Genomic DNA, 14736 nt, shown 5'->3' with positions numbered 1-14736 from the left:
GCCCCCGGCGGGCCCTCCTTCACCGCGCTCGGGCGCGTTTGCTAATCCCATTTTCTAACGTTTCCGGGTGGGCGTGGCTTTCGCAACGTCGGCGGGGGCAAGTCGTCCATCCGCTGATCAGGTGGTGACGGAGAGGGCTCAGTGACCTGACGCCCCTCGACTGTCCACAGGGGACACTTTCGGGGCGAGCGTGCCCGATTAGGGCGTTTTGCGACGGGGTCGTGAGTGACAATGGTCGTTCTAGCCCTCTTTACCACTCACGACCCCCGCTGGGACCGGACATTTCGGCACCAATCGGGCACGCATTCGGCGCGATGTGTCTCTTGTGGACATTCCGCACCGGGGTGAGCTCGCACGTCGGTCCGCAACCCCCCGCTGTCCAGCTCATCACCCGCCATCGCCATGAGCGGACCGCCCACCGCACCCGGCACCTTTGCCTCACGGGCCTCCTGGACGGTCGTCAGCCGCACGGCGGCGCGTAGTCGAGCCCCGGAAAGTACTTCTCCCACTCTTCCCTCGTGATCCTCGGCGTCGCCAGCCCGCAGATCTCCTCACCCACGCGTTCGGCGTCCGTCTGCCACAGCTGGACACCGCTGCTCCCGATCGCGAGCGTATGCCCGTCGTCCCGGTACGCCAGCGAGTTGACCGTCGCGGCGAAACCGGTGAGCTGCGCCGTCTCCACCGGCTTCCGCGGGTCGGCCAGATCCCAGACGCGCACGGTCCGGAACGCCGAAGCCGCCAGTTCCCGGCCGTCCGGGCCGAACGCGAGCGGCCCGACGCCCTCGGAATGGCCGCCCAGTTTCACCGGCGGCGCGACGTGCGCGCGATCGGTGATGTCCCACAGGTAGACGTTCCGGTCGGTGCTGCCCGCGGCGACCGTGCGACCGTCGGGGCTGAGCGCCATCTTGAACACGGCGCCGCTGTCGGGCCGCAGGGTCGACACCAGGCTGGGCCGTCGCGGGTCGGCGACGTCCCACAGGGTCACCGCGGACGAATCCGGCCCCTGGCTCGCCGCGAGTGTCCGTCCGTCGGGGGTGAACGCGAGCGACCACACCGTGCCGTCGCCGACCGGCAGATCCCGCGGCGCGGCGAACCGGGTGGGATCGCTCACGTCCCAGAGCTGGATCGGCCCGTCGTCGCGGCCGGAGGCGAAGGTCTTCCCGTCCGGGCTGAAGGCGAGCGAGTAGGTCGGCAGGACCTCGGTCGACGCCAGCTGTTTCGGCGCCGCCGGATCGCTGATGTCCCAGCGCTGCAGCACGAAAGTCCCGGCCACCCCGGCACCGGCGTGCGCCGCCAGCGCGAGACTCCGCCGGTCCGGGCTCACGGCGACCGCGGTGACGGTCGCGAGACCGGGAAGCTTCGAAAGCTGTCTCGGGGCGCGGAGATCGTCCATCGCCCAGAGCCGCACGTCGTCCCCAGAGGTGACGAGGATCCGCCCCTGTTCGAGGAACGTGCCGACGTTCCAGCCCGCGCTCGACGCCAGCGCGAGTTCGCCGACGTCCTGCAGCCGGACGGTGCGGTCGGCGCTGGTGGACACGATGGTCTTGCCGTCCGGTGAGAACGCGGTCCACCAGATGGAGTTGGTGTGCCCGGACAGCGGCGGCAGTTCCTTCGCCGTCCCCGTGACGTCCCAAAGACGCACGGACTGGTCGTCCCCCGCGGTCACCACCAGCCTGCCGCTCGGGCTGAACCCGGCCGCCCAGACCACGGCCGGGGTGGTCAACGTCGACAACGGCCGCGGCGCCGCCGGATCGGCGACGTCCCACAGCTTCGCGGTGCGATCCCAGCTGGTGGTGAGCAGCCGCTTGCCGTCCGGGCTCCACGACGGCGTGAGCTGAAGGTCCTTGTGTCCGGAAAGGACGGAACGCCGTCGCGGCGCGGACGGGGCGGTGACGTCCCAGAGCTCCGCGGTCCAGTTCGTGTTCGTGACCGCGAGCAGCTTGCCGTCGGGGCTGAAGGCGGCGCGCGCGAGTTGCGCGGCCGGGGTCCCGCCGAGCACCACCACCGGCTTCGGCGCGCCGAGGTCGGTGACGTCGGTGAGCCGTACGGTGCGGTCGTCCGATCCGGTGACGAGCGTGCGGCCGTCGGGACCGAAGTCGACGGAGATCACGACCTCCCGATGCCCGGTGACGTCCGCCTTCCGCACCGGGCGCCGCGGGTCGGTCAGCTCCCAGAGCCGGACGCGATGGTCGCGGGTGACCGTCGCCAGCGCGCGCCCGTCGCGGCTGAACGCCAACGGCCCGCGGACCTCCTCCGAGCCGGGCAGCGTCGACAAGAGCTCCGGATGCCGCGAGTCGGCGATGGACCACACCTGCGTCGCCCGGTAGGCGTCGGAGGTGATCATGAGCTGCCCGCTCAGCGCGACGGTGACGTCGCCGGGATCGAAGACCATCCGGGTGGCGAACGGTGCCGCCATGGACGTGAGCAGGCCGTCGTGGGTCTCCTGGATCGGCGCGAGCCGGTAGGCGGCGAGGCTGAGCTGGGTCGACAACGCCGGGTTCGAGTCCCGTAGCGCCTTCGCGTCGACGACGGCCTTGCGCGCGAGCGCCACGTTCCGCTGGTCGGTGGCGGTCCGCCCGGCGTCGACGGCGTATCCGACGGCGACACCCGCGAGGAGCAACAGGACGCCGAGGAGCGCGACGAGTCTTCGCAGCCTCCGCGTCCGTTTGCGGCCGATGGCGGCCTCCTCGGCTTCGGCGTCGAGCCCGGCTTGAAGGAACCTCCGCTCGCGCGCGCTCAGCACGTCCGGCTCACGCTCGGCCCATTCGGCCGCGAGCCCCAGCCGTGTGCCGCGATAGAGACTGCCCTTGTCGCGATCCAGCGACTCCCACAGCTCGGTCGCCTCGGCGAGCTGCCGGTGCAAGCGGTGCCCTTCACGGTCCTCCGCGAGCCAGTCGCGCAGCCGCGGCCAGCTGCGGATCAAGGCCTCATGGGCGATCTCGACGCCTTCGCGGTCGAGGACGAGCAGACGCGCGTCGGCGAGGCGTTCGAGAACCTCCGTCGTCGCCGGGTCGTCGTCGAGTTCGCGCCGGTTGAGACGGCGCTTCGTGTCTTCGGTGCCTTCGCCGAGCGCGGTCAGGCGAAGGAAGATCTGCCGTACGACGCGCTGCCGGTCCGGCTCCAGATCCGTGTAGACCGCCTCCGCGGTCCGCGCGATCGCGTTGAGGATCCCGCCAGCCGCCTCGTACGCCGCGCTGGTCAGCGTGATCCCTTGCCGCCGCCGCCAGGTCTCCAGCAACGCGTGCGACACCAGCGGCAGCATCGCCGGCTGGCCGGTGGCGTCGGCGACGAGCGTCGTGACCAGCGCCGCCTCGACCCGGCAGCCCGCGCGGACGGCGGGTTCGACGATCGCGGTCCGGAGTTCGTCGGCGGTCATCGGGCCCACCATCACCTGCGCGTCGGTGAGCGCCTCGACCAGACCGGCGTGACGGCAGAGGTGACCGTAGAAGTCCGCGCGGACACCGAGGACGACCCGTGTGCCGTGCTCGTCGCGGGAGAGCGCGAGCAGCGCGTCGATGAACTTCTCGCGTTCGAGCCGGTCCCGGCAGAGGGTGTAGACCTCCTCGAACTGATCGACGATCAGCAGCCGCCCTTCGGCGTCGAGGTCCTCGTCGAGAGGATGCGCCCCCGGCGTGCGAAGGACGACGGGGCGTTCGCTCACCGCCGCCAGCCCGGCCCGCAGGACGGACGACTTTCCCGAACCCGAAGCGCCGAAGACGCCGACGAGCCGTCGTTCCGCGAGTTTGCCGGTCAGCTCGGCGACCAGCCGCTCGCGACCGAAGAAGCGGTCGGCGTCGGCCGTCTGGAACGCGGCCAGCCCGAGGTACGGGAGTTCGGTCTCGTCGCGTTCGCCGGAGGCCGCGGCGAGCCCGGCGGCGACCGTGCGCCAGCGCTCCTCCCAAGCCTGGACGTCGCCGCCGCACGCGGTGACGTACGCGGTCGTGACCGCGAGCCCCGGCAGCTTCCGGCCGCCCGCGGCTTCGGAGAGCGCGGCGGCCGAGTAACCCGCACGGGTCGAAAGCTCGCGGTACGTCGGCCCGCCCGCCTTCTCGCGAAGCAGGCGAAGATCCGCCGCGAAGCTCACGACGACGTCGTCGCCCGGCCCCAGCGGGCGCTCGCGTCTCGGCACCAGGCCCCCTGATCCATCGAAGCGTTATCGAATGGACATTGTTCACCGAAAACGGCCGGACACTGTACAAAAGTTCTGCGCTACAACCGATGGCGTGCCGATTCGAACCCATGCGGTGACCGTGGTCTTCGCGGGCGTCCCCGAACCGCCCGCGTCTTCGGAGCTGGAGGTGGTCGCCCATACCCCCGACGAACGGGAAGCGGTCTGGCACACCACCGTACTGCGCCCGGCCGTCCTCGTCCTGTCCGTCCATCCGCCCGCGCTCGACGGGCTGGCCATCACACGCGAGGTGTCGTCCCGCGTGCCGGGCACCGCCGTGCTGGTGCTGACCCCGCCCGGCGACGGCGAACTCGTGGTCGCCGCGATGCTCGCGGGCGCGCGCGGCGTCCTGTCCCGGAGCGCGGGGCACGACGACCTGATCCGGTTCATCCGCGGGGTCGCGGCGGGCGCGGTCGTCTTCGGCGAGCGCGCCGCGGACCGGCTTTACGGTCTGCTGGCCGCTTCGCAGCCGATGCGGGCGTTCCCGCGGCTGACCCCGCGTGAGCACGAGGTGCTCGACCACCTGGCGGGCGGCCTGTCGATCCCGGCCGTCGCGCGACGGCTCGGGCTCGCGCCCAAGACCGTGCGCAACGTCGTCACGTCGATCCACGCGAAGGCAGGCATCGACGACCGGGAGGTGTTGCTCGCCCAAGCCCGGAACGCCGGGCTCGGCCGTCACTCGTAGGTGCGCGGTGTCCAGACGACGCCGTTCTCGGCGCGGGTCTTCGACGAGCCGACGATCAGCAGGCAGCGCATGTCCACACTGGCCGGATCGAGGGTGCCGAGGGTGACCACGCGGATGTCCTCCTCGGGGCCACCGACGTCACGGGCGACGACCACCGGCGTTTCCGGCGCGCGGTGCCGGAGCAGGACGTCGCGGGCCTGCGCGAGCTGTGTGGTCCGCGTGCGGGACGCCGGGTTGTACAGCGCGAGCACGAGATCCGCCGCGCCCGCCGCGTCGAGCCGTCGTTCGATGATCTCCCACGGTTTGAGCCGGTCGGACAGCGAAAGCACGCAATAGTCGTGTCCCAGCGGCGCGCCGACCCGGGAAGCGGCCGCCTGCGCGGCGGTCACGCCCGGCACGATCCGCACCCGTGCGCCCGCGCCGTGTCCGGCCGCGACCTGCTCCAGCACCGCCGACGCCATCGCGAACACGCCGGGATCACCCGAAGAGACGACCGCGACCTTGGCGCCGTTCGCGGCCAGCTCCAGCGCCTCGACGGCGCGGTCTGCCTCGACGCGGTTGCCCGACGCGTGCCGCTGCTGGCCCGCGCGCTGCGGCACTCGCGCGACGTACGGGCCGTAGCCGACGATGTGCTCCGCCGCGGCCAGTTCCGCGGTCGCTTCCGGGGTCAGCCAGTCCGGGCCCGCCGGGCCGAGACCGACGACCACGACTTCCCCACCGGTGTGCGTTTCCGCCTCTCGGGTGACTTCGGGTTCGTCGGCGAGCCGGGACGCGTAGGCCGGGCTGGGCAGCAGCGCCAGCGAGAAGTACGGCACCGACTCCGGGTCGACGTCGGCGAACGGCTCGACACGCTGCGCCTGCCAGGTCGCCCGTTCGACGTAGAAGGCGTCGTCCAGTTTCCCGGCTTCGGCCAGTGCCTCGCGGACGTTGCCGAACGTGCGGCCGAGTTTGAGCACCGCCGCGGCCTGTGTGTCGGCCAGGCGGCGCGCGAGCTCCGGCGCGGGCAGCGTGCCGGGCAGGATGGTGAGGACCTCGTCGCGCTGCACCAGCGGGCGGCCGAGCACCGACGACGCAGCGCTGACCGACGTCACGCCCGGCACCACGGTCGCCTCGTAGCGGTCGGCGAGCCGTTCGTGCATGTACATGTAGGAGCCGTAGAAGAACGGGTCGCCTTCGCAGAGCACGACCACGTCGCGTCCGGCGTCGAGGTGTTCGGCGAGCCGTTTCGCGCTCAGCTCGTAGAAATCGGCGATGGCGCCTTCGTAGCCGCCGGGGTGGTCGGTGGTCTCGGTGGTGACCGGGTAGACCAGTTTCTCCTCGATCTGGCCGTCCCGCAGATACGGCTCGGCGACCGACCGCGCGATGCTCCGGCCGTGCCGCGCGCTGTGATAGGCGATGACGTCGGCCTCGCCGATCAACCGGGCGGCCTTGACCGTCATCAGTTCCGGGTCACCGGGCCCGAGCCCGACACCCCAGAGTTTCCCGAGCCCGCTCATTCGACCTCACTCGCCATCGCGTTGATCGCGGCGACGGCCATCGCGCTGCCGCCGCGTCGCCCGTGCACCACCAGGTACGGGGCGGGCGCCCGCTTCGCGAGCTCCACTTTGGACTCTGCCGCGCCGATGAAGCCCACCGGGACACCGATGATCGCCGCCGGCGCGCCGACGCCCTCTTCGAGCAGTTCCAGGAGGCGGAACAGCGCGGTGGGCGCGTTGCCGATCGCCACCACGGAACCGGGCAGCTTGTCGCGCCACAGCTCCAGCGCGGCCGCGGACCGGGTGGTGCCCATCCGCTCGGCCAGGCCGGGCACCTTCGGGTCGGACAGTGTGCACAGCACCTCGTTGGCGGCAGGCAAACGTTTGCGGGTCACCCCGGAGGCGATCATGTTCGCGTCGCACAGGATCGGCGCGCCCGCTTCGAGCGCGGCACGGCCGGATTCCACCACGTCCAGGCTGTAGCGGAGATCGTCGACCAGGTCGACCATCCCGCAGGCGTGGATCATCCGCACGGCCAGCACCGCGACGTCGTCGGGGAGGATCGCGAGATCCGCCTCCTCACGGATGGTGGCGAACGAATGCCGGTAGATCTCGGCCCCGTCCCGGATGTAGTCGATCACTGTGTCCCTTTCTCCGCCAACGTTCTCGCCAGCTCGCCGACCGGGACGAACGCCCCGTCGACCAGATAACCGTCTTCCGTCGCGAGCACGTCGACATGCTCGCGAGCGGGCTTTCCGCAGCGCCGTTCACAACCGGCGAAATGGGCTCGTGGGGTCCGCCCGACCCGCGCCGCGTCGGCCCGCACGTCGGCGAGCGACTTGGCGCAGCCCGGATGCCCGATGCAGGCGCTGATCCCGAGCGAGGGCGCGCCCGGATCGGTGATCAGCCCCGTGTCCTCCGCCAAAGTGCCGAGGACCAGGATCGATCGCCACGGGGTGACCACGGCGTCCCCGGCCTTCGCGATCTCGCGCGCCTGAGCCGAGGTGAGCCTGCCGAAGACAGGGGCGACGCCGACCGCGTCGCCGATCGGCCCGATCGGGAGACCCGGGTTCGCCTCGAACTCCCGCGGCTCCGCCGTTTCGCCTGGGATGCCCCTGAGCAGCGGCTCGGTGTCGGCGAGTTCGCTGACCCGCCAGGCCGTTCCCCTCGTGCGAAGGAACGCGCGCGCGACCGCGAGCAACGTCTCGACGGCGTGCTCGGCGCTGACGCGCAGGCCGGTGTCCTCGCCGGCGAGCAGTACGGCACCGTCGCGCCAGCAGACGTCGGCGCCCTCACCGGCGACGTCGCCCCGGCCGCCGTCGAAGGCGAAAAGGAAGCGTCCCGGGAGTTCGGCCAGTTCAGGAGCCGCGCACAGCGCCTTGTCGAGGGCCGGCGCCAGCTTTTGCGCGGTGTCACTCAGCGGCGAAGCGAGGATGTTGCGGACGCGTTCGTGCGACGGCGACGGCAGTAGCCCGGCCGCGGCGAGCCTGCCCGCGAGACCCGGCCGGGTGACGCCGCGCAGCTGCACGTTGCCGCGGGAGGTCAGGTGGAGGGCGCCGTCCCCGAGCTCGTCGGCGGCGTCGGCGAGCGCCCTGAGCTGGTCCGCGGTGATGGCACCGCCGGGCAGCCGGACGCGGGCGAGCGGACCGTCGGCCGCGTCGTGCGTGGCGAAAACACCAGGGCACGCGTCGGCTCGGACACGTGCGCTCGTGGACATGCGCTCACTGTAGATGGCCCCTTCGAGCAAGAGTATGTCTCAGATCATATGTAGTAGATGTGCTACATTCGATCGCAGCACTGAGATGGGGGTGACCTATGAGAGATCCACACGACGTGATGATCTCCGTCCAAGATCTCCGGATGCGGTACGGCACGAACGACGTCCTCCACGGCGTCGATTTCACCGCGCACCGTGGCGAGGTGATCTGCCTGCTCGGCCCGAACGGGGCGGGCAAGACCACGACGATCGAGATCCTCGAAGGCTTCCGGATGCGGTCGGAGGGCGAGGTCAGCGTGCTGGGCGTCGACCCGGCGCACGCCGACGAGAACTGGAGGGCGCGGCTGGGGGTCGTCCTCCAGGCCTGGCGTGACCACGCGAAATGGCGGGTGCGCGAGCTGCTGGAACACCTGGGCGGCTACTACGCGCCGTACTCCACGGACCGCATCAAGCGGCCGTGGGATCCGGACGAGCTGGTCGCGGCGGTCGGCCTGACCGAGCACGCGGACAAGAAGGTCCGGATGCTCTCGGGCGGGCAGCGGCGACGGCTCGACGTCGCGATCGGCATCGTCGGCCGTCCGGAACTGCTGTTCCTCGACGAGCCGACCGCCGGGCTGGACCCGGAGGCACGGCGCGAGTTCCACGAACTCGTGCACCGGCTGACCGATGACGACGACACGACGATCCTGCTGACCACGCACGACCTCGACGAGGCCGAGAAGCTGGCCGACCGGATCCTGATCCTGAACCACGGCCGCATCGTGGCCGACGGTTCGGCCGACGCGCTGAGCAGGCAGATCGCCGGCGAAGCCGAGGTGCGCTGGACGCTGGACGGCCAGCGGTTCGTGCACTCCACGACCGAATCGACGAAGTACGTGCACGAGCTGTTCAAACAGCACGGGGACGCCATCGGCGATCTGGAGGTCCGGCGGGCGTCGCTCGAAGACACGTACATGACCCTGGTCCGCAAGGCCGAGTCCCTGGAGGCGGTGGGCGCGCGATGAACACGATCCGGCACAGTGTCCGGCTGGGCGTCCGGCGCGGCTGGCTCGAGGCCCGCCAGATGATGACCAACCGGGAAGACCTCTTCAACACCTTCCTCTTCCCGGCGATCTTCGTGATCGTCATGTTCTTCATGCGCGACTCGAAGCTGCCGGGGACCGAGTTCTCGCTCGGCGCCGCCACCGTGCCGAGCGTGCTGGGCGCGTCGATCGTGTTCAGCGGCATGCTCGGGATGGCGGGAGTCCTCGCCGTCGAACGGGAAGACGGCACGCTCCTGCGCGCCAAGGCGACGCCGAACGGCATGATCGGCTACCTCGTCGGCAAGGTCGTCACGGTGTCGTCGAGCACCGTCATCGGAATGCTGCTGGTGCTGATCCCCAGCCTGATCCTGTTCGACGGCATCGCACCCGGCGGGCTGACGTCGTGGCTGGGCCTGCTGTGGGTGCTGGCGCTCGGCCTGCTCGCCACCATGCCGATCGGCGCGATCTTCGGCTCGCTGACCTCGAACGCGCGCAGTATCGGGCTGATCATGCTGCCGACACTGGGAATCGGCGCGATCTCGGGGATCTTCTACCCGATCACCGCGCTGCCGGAATGGCTGCAGTATCTCGGGCAGGTGTTCCCGATGTACTGGCTCGGCCTCGGCATGCGGTCGGCGCTGCTGCCGGACTCGACGGTGGTCATCGAGATCGGCCAGTCCTGGCGGCCTTGGGAGACCCTCGGCGTGCTGTCGGTGTGGGCCGTGATCGGATTGACGCTGGCCCCGGTCGTCCTGCGGCGCATGGCGCGGCGCGAGTCCGGGTCCTCGGTGGCGGCACGACGGGAAAAGGCGATGCAGCGAATTGGCTAGCTCATGAGCGAGGTCGTTTACAACCGGATCGCGATGTTGCGGGCGGAACGGGGCATTTCCCGCCGCGAACTCGCCGATGCGCTGGGCGTGCACTACCAGACCATCGGCTACCTGGAACGCGGCGAGTACAGCCCGAGCCTCTACCTCGCCCTGCGGATCGCGGCGTTCTTCGAGGTGGCGGTGGAGATCATCTTCTCCACCGCCCCTTTCCCGCGGATCGGGGACTCTTCGTCGGAGCGGTCGGCGTGAGCCTGCTGGAGCGGGCGCACGCGCACGCGCTCCGGCTGGGGCGTGATCGCATCGGGGATTCCACTCGCTGCTCTCGACGACAGTGTCAGGTGCGCGCTTCCTGACGCCTCGGGGAATCTCTCGTGTCGGCTTTGTGTGGCAACTGGAGAATGCGGCTTGGTCGCCTGTCGCCGGGAGCATCGACGGCTATCCGGTGTTGGCCGCATTCTGGGCGAACACGGCGTGACCTAGGAGCGGGTGCGGGAGGCCTACGCGCGAATGCGGGCTTCCTTTCTCGACGAGAACGCCGTCTGGGAAAGTCCTGTTGCGCGACACCCTGCGTCCCCACCTGTCGAGATCGACGTGCGGACGTTCCGGATCGCCGAATTTCGGCGACCGTCGACGTGCAGGAGTTCACCCGTGTGGCCCTCATTCGCGATAAGGAGAAAGAGGTCGCCCGGCGGCGGTTCGAGCTCGCCGCCCTTCGCCGCAATTAGTCGGCTAAATGCGGTGGCCCGTTTACGGGGAAGCAACGTTACGGCCTCTGGCGTAATTCGGGCCGGACGATCGCCGCAGTTAGTCGACTAATTGCGGCGTTGCCCAACCCCTCAGCGTGACGTAACCCTGAAATTCTTGCAGTTGCGGATTGCTCAGGGCGACTCGGCGCTGGCGACTGTTTCACCCTTCAGTGTTGTCGGCGCGCTTTGGCGGTCGGTTAAAATTACGAACACGTGTTCGATGGAAAGTGGTATTATTGAGTGGTGTCCGAGACCTTCCTTCCCGAGTTGCCGCAGGAGCTGTGGCGCGCCGGCAAGCTGGAGCTTGCTCATGGTGTGCAGCAGTCGTTGCAGGTGATTCGGGTGGCGACCGCCGCGCTGGGGCGGTTCTTGGCGGAGATCGAGTCTCGGGGCGTCAAAGACTTGTACGGCCACGGCAGTACGGCTAGCTGGCTCGCGGATGTGGCGGGCTTGTCGCGCGGTGAGGCCGGTGCGGTGGTGAAACGGGCCATCGCGCTGAACCCCACCCGCGCCTTGGATGGCACTGAGGTTCCGCCCGTCGCGCCCGCGACTGCTGCGGTGGCGGCAGAGGGGTTGGTCGGGGATGAGCGGATCGATCAGATCCTGGAGATCTTGAAACGGCTCCCCGCCGACACGTCTGCTGAGGATCGGGCGAAGGCGGAGAAGATCCTGGCCGATCTCGCCCCGAACGCCGGTCCTGCACAGCTCACCAAGGCCGAAGCGAACCTGTTGGGCTGGCTCGATCCCGACGGCAAGGAACCGAAAGACCCCGAACCCAAGGAACCACGCCGCGAACTCACCCTGGAACGCCGGAAGGACGGGTTCTGGAAACTCACCGGCCTCCTCGACGACGAGACCGGCGCCCGGACGGCGGCCGCTCTCGAAGCACACGCCCAGCCACGGCCAGTCGACGAATTCGGCCAAGCCGATCTGCGGATGAAATGCGAACGCATGGGAGACGCCTGGGCCGACCTGCTCGACCTGGCCATCGCCTGCCCGGACCAGCCGGGAACCAGCGGCTACCGCACCTTGGTGAACGTCACCATCGGACTCGACGAACTCAAATCGGGTCTCGGCACCGCGTGTCTCGATTTCGTGGGGACGATGACCGCTCGGGAAGCCAGGCTCGCGGCCTGCGATTGCCTCATGCTGCCGGTCGTGATGAGCACCTCGGGTGAGCCACTGGATATGGGGCGCCTGCGACGGTTCGTCACCCCAGGCCAGAGACGCGCGTTGAACATCCGCGACAGAGGCTGCGCCTTCCCCGGATGCCACCGGAAACCCAAGAACTGCCACGCCCACCACATACATCACTGGGCAGACGGCGGACCCACCGATCTCCGGAACCTCGTGCTGCTCTGCGGCTTCCACCACCGCCTGATTCACCACGGCGACTGGGAAGTACGCATGGCCGCCGACGGGCTACCGGAATTCATCCCACCCCAATACCGAGATCCGCTCCGACAACCCCGCCGCAACACCCTCCACCACATCTGAACCATCGAGGAGCCCGCCAGCCACCCAGGCGACGGGCCCCTCGTCATACCCGCGACCTGGATCAACGGAAGACCCGGGACACGCAACGTCCCCAATTCTCCGTCGCCGAACCGACACCCAACCGGCCGGGGAACCGCGAAGAACCCACGCCGCTCGACCGGCGCACCCGAGAGCGCGCAGCGCGCCGAGGACACGACGTCAGGACTGGTCGTTCCGCCGACCCCAGGTCCCCGATATGGCGGCCTGCCGCACGGGCAGGCCACCACGAGGATCCGGGCGACGTCCGCGGCCCAGTAGCGGACGACCGTGCCGCAGGTCCCCACCGCACGAACCCATCGCGGAAGTGGACAACGAAACTCGCCGAGCCGACGTCACAGCAGACGGTCGACCAGCCCGTCGATGTACTCCGGGGTGAGCGGGCCCATGCCGAACAGGACGCGGATGTACATCGGGGCCAGGATGTGGTCCAGCACGCCGAACGCGTCGGGTGGGTCTTCGCCACGGTCGCGGGCACGATCGAGCATGGCCTGCAGTTGCCGGGTGCGTTCGGTGCGGATTCCCTCACGGGCTCGCAGGCCCTGCTGCCCCGAACCGGACAGGGCGACGGCCAGGTGCAGCAACGCCGGACCGTCGGGTCCGGTGATCTCGCGAGCCACGGCGGCCGCGTAAGTGCGCAGGTCGCCCTCCAGACTCCCGGTGTCGGGCATCGGTGACTGCGCGTTGAGACGGGTCAGCACCACGTCGGCGAGCAGGTCGTCCAGGCTGCCCCAGCGGCGGTAGATGCTGCTGTCGGCGACGCCGGCGCGGGCCGCCACGTCGCCGACGGTGAAGTGGCCGTAGCCGCGCTCGCCGATCAGGTCGGCGACGGCCTGGTGCACCTGCGCGCCGACGCGGGCGCTGCGCCCACCAGGCCGCGGGGCTCGCTGTCGCTCGTTCACCTCCCCACCTTAACGCAGTCCGCACTTGCGTTTACGAGGCACGCGACTTACAGTCCCTAACGCAGTCGCCGACTGCTTTAAACTCTGGGAGGAATCCGGATGGTTGTGTCCCCCGCGGCGGTGGGCCGTCGATCGAACCGGGCTGTGCTGCTCGCGGTGACCTGTCTGGGTCAGTTCATGGTGCTGCTCGACAACACGATCGTCGGAGCGGCTCTGCCCGATATGCAGCGTCGGCTGAACACTCAGCTGACCGGCTTGCAATGGATCGTCGACGCGTATGTGCTGCTTGTCGCCATGCTGCTGCTGTCCGGCGGCATCTTCGCCGACCGTTTCGGCCGCAAGCGGGTGTTTCTGTCCGGCGTGGTCGTGTTCACGGTCGCGTCGGTGCTGTGCAGCCTCGCGCCTTCGGTCGGCTGGCTGGTCGCGGGCCGGGTGCTGCAGGGCATCGGGGCCGCGGCGCTGAGCCCTGCCTCGCTGGCCCTGCTCGCCGCCGCCCATCCCGTGCCGCGAGAACGAGTCAAGGCGATCGGGCTGTGGGCCGGATTCAGCGGGATCGGCCTCGCCGCGGGCCCCGTGGCAGGCGGCGTGCTGACGGAGGCCTTCGGCTGGCCCGCGATCTTCCTGGTCAATCTCCCCATCGGCGTCGTCCTGCTGCTGGCCGGCCTGCGCACCCTCGAAGAGGCCCGCAATCCCGGCGCCCCCGCGATCGACGTCCCGGGAACGGTGCTGTCCGTTCTGGGGGTCGGCGCGCTGACCTATGGCCTGATCGAGGGTGGGGCCCTCGGCTGGACGTCGCCGGTCATCCTGGGCAGTTTCGCCGCCGCGGTGGTCCTCCTCGCCACCTTCATCGCCGTCGAAGCGCGTCGCTCCGCACCGATGCTGCCGTTGCGGCTGTTTCGGGAGCGGTTGTTCACCGTGTCCAACACCGCCATGGTCGTGGTCGGGTTCGCGCTCATGGGCTCGTCGTTCTTCTTCTCCCAGTTCTTCGTGTACGTCCAGGGCAGCTCGATCCTGCTCGCCGGCCTGCAGACCCTGCCGGCGACCGTCGCCATGGTGATCGTCAGCCCGTACGCGGGACGGCTCGCCGCCCGGTACGGCTTCCGGATCGTGGTCACCATCGGGCTGGCCCTGGCAGGCCTGGGGCTGCTGGCGCTCGGCATGGTGCACGCCGACACCGGCTACGGGAACGTGTGGTGGCGGCTGGGTGTCGTCGGCATCGGCTTCGCCCTCACCATGTCCCCGCTGACGGGGGCCGCCATCCAAGCGGTCAGCGTGCAGGAAGGCGGCCTCGCCTCGGGAGTCAGCAGCACCACCCGGCAGATCGGCGCGGTGCTCGGCGTGGCGGTACTCGGAGCCATCGTCCGCACCCGGCAATCCGGCGGCGCCTCCTTCGAGACCGGTCTCAACAGCGCGTTCGTCGCGGCCGGCCTCGTCACCCTGGCCACCGCCGTGCTCACCGGCGGGTGGCTGCACGTCCGGCCCGGTCGCACATCACCTTGACTCCCGCCGGAGCGCACCGGAGAGTGAACCGCGACCCATGCGACGGCAGAGGGAGGAACCCGGTGAGAGTCCGGGGCGGTCCCGCCACTGTCACCCTCCCGGCACGGGAGGGGAGCCAGGAACTCCCGCCGTCGCGACCACCCGACCCGGGGCGCGGA

At 70.0% G+C, this 14736-nt stretch carries 11 protein-coding genes and 1 riboswitch; of the genes, 6 read left to right on the top strand and 5 right to left on the bottom strand.

All coding sequences use genetic code 11. From position 1 onward, the window contains the following. Nucleotides 1-460: 460 nt before the first annotated feature. A complete protein-coding gene (locus tag ACFWIW_RS04300) occupies nt 461-4129 on the bottom strand; it encodes a hypothetical protein (protein WP_378367070.1) in 3669 nt (1222 codons plus the stop codon). Nucleotides 4130-4223: 94 nt separating this feature from the next. Here ACFWIW_RS04300 and ACFWIW_RS04295 point away from each other — a divergent pair, with 94 nt between their 5' ends. Beyond that, the gene (locus tag ACFWIW_RS04295; protein ID WP_378367069.1) at nt 4224-4853 is read left to right on the top strand and encodes a LuxR C-terminal-related transcriptional regulator; all 630 of its coding nucleotides are present in this window, start codon (nt 4224-4226) and stop codon (nt 4851-4853) included. On the opposite strand, the gene ACFWIW_RS04290 is transcribed toward ACFWIW_RS04295, so the two are convergent. The 3 genes from ACFWIW_RS04290 to ACFWIW_RS04280 are packed head-to-tail and all read right to left on the bottom strand — an operon-like array spanning nt 4844 to nt 8045. Beyond that, entirely contained in the window at nt 4844-6349 is a 1506-nt protein-coding gene (locus tag ACFWIW_RS04290; protein WP_378367068.1) for a precorrin-2 C(20)-methyltransferase, read from the bottom strand. The genes ACFWIW_RS04295 and ACFWIW_RS04290 overlap by 10 nt on opposite strands. After that, the gene (locus ACFWIW_RS04285; RefSeq protein WP_016332061.1) at nt 6346-6969 is read right to left on the bottom strand and encodes a precorrin-8X methylmutase; all 624 of its coding nucleotides are present in this window, start codon (nt 6967-6969) and stop codon (nt 6346-6348) included. The genes ACFWIW_RS04290 and ACFWIW_RS04285 overlap by 4 nt, the downstream gene beginning before the upstream one ends. Beyond that, nucleotides 6966-8045, bottom strand: a complete 1080-nt coding sequence (locus tag ACFWIW_RS04280; protein ID WP_378367067.1) for a precorrin-3B synthase — start codon at nt 8043-8045, stop codon at nt 6966-6968. Before ACFWIW_RS04280 ends, ACFWIW_RS04285 begins: the two co-directional genes overlap by 4 nt. A gap of 98 nt (nt 8046-8143) precedes the next feature. On the opposite strand from ACFWIW_RS04280, the gene ACFWIW_RS04275 reads away from it, so the two are divergent. The 4 genes from ACFWIW_RS04275 to ACFWIW_RS04260 all read left to right on the top strand — a co-directional run bounded on the left by ACFWIW_RS04275 (nt 8144) and on the right by ACFWIW_RS04260 (nt 12140). After that, on the top strand, nt 8144-9049 hold the full coding sequence (locus tag ACFWIW_RS04275; RefSeq protein ID WP_378367066.1) for an ABC transporter ATP-binding protein: 906 nt from the start codon (nt 8144-8146) through the stop codon (nt 9047-9049). Beyond that, nucleotides 9046-9897 carry an ABC transporter permease gene (locus ACFWIW_RS04270; RefSeq protein ID WP_378367065.1) on the top strand — a complete coding sequence of 284 codons (852 nt, stop codon included), beginning with the start codon at nt 9046-9048 and terminating at the stop codon, nt 9895-9897. The genes ACFWIW_RS04275 and ACFWIW_RS04270 overlap by 4 nt, the downstream gene beginning before the upstream one ends. A 3-nt stretch (nt 9898-9900) precedes the next feature. Continuing rightward, a complete protein-coding gene (locus ACFWIW_RS04265) occupies nt 9901-10146 on the top strand; it encodes a helix-turn-helix transcriptional regulator (protein ID WP_101605726.1) in 246 nt (81 codons plus the stop codon). 740 nt (nt 10147-10886) lie between these two features. Then, nucleotides 10887-12140, top strand: coding sequence for a DUF222 domain-containing protein (locus ACFWIW_RS04260; RefSeq protein ID WP_378367064.1), 1254 nt, complete (start codon nt 10887-10889; stop codon nt 12138-12140). Nucleotides 12141-12511: 371 nt separating this feature from the next. Here ACFWIW_RS04260 and ACFWIW_RS04255 read toward each other — a convergent pair whose 3' ends face one another. Further along, a complete protein-coding gene (locus ACFWIW_RS04255) occupies nt 12512-13078 on the bottom strand; it encodes a TetR/AcrR family transcriptional regulator (RefSeq protein ID WP_378367063.1) in 567 nt (188 codons plus the stop codon). A 99-nt stretch (nt 13079-13177) separates the two neighbouring features. On the opposite strand from ACFWIW_RS04255, the gene ACFWIW_RS04250 reads away from it, so the two are divergent. After that, nucleotides 13178-14578 (top strand): MFS transporter, encoded by a 1401-nt coding sequence (locus tag ACFWIW_RS04250; RefSeq protein WP_378367062.1) that lies wholly within the window; start codon nt 13178-13180, stop codon nt 14576-14578. 52 nt (nt 14579-14630) lie between these two features. Beyond that, nucleotides 14631-14703, top strand: a riboswitch (cobalamin riboswitch). The last annotated feature ends 33 nt before the right edge of the window (nt 14704-14736 follow it).

This window comes from Amycolatopsis sp. NPDC058340 (assembly GCF_042723975.1).
GTDB lineage: Bacteria > Actinomycetota > Actinomycetes > Mycobacteriales > Pseudonocardiaceae > Amycolatopsis.
The sequence above is the reverse complement of the archived record's forward strand: the minus strand, read 5'-3'. Positions and strand labels throughout refer to the sequence as shown.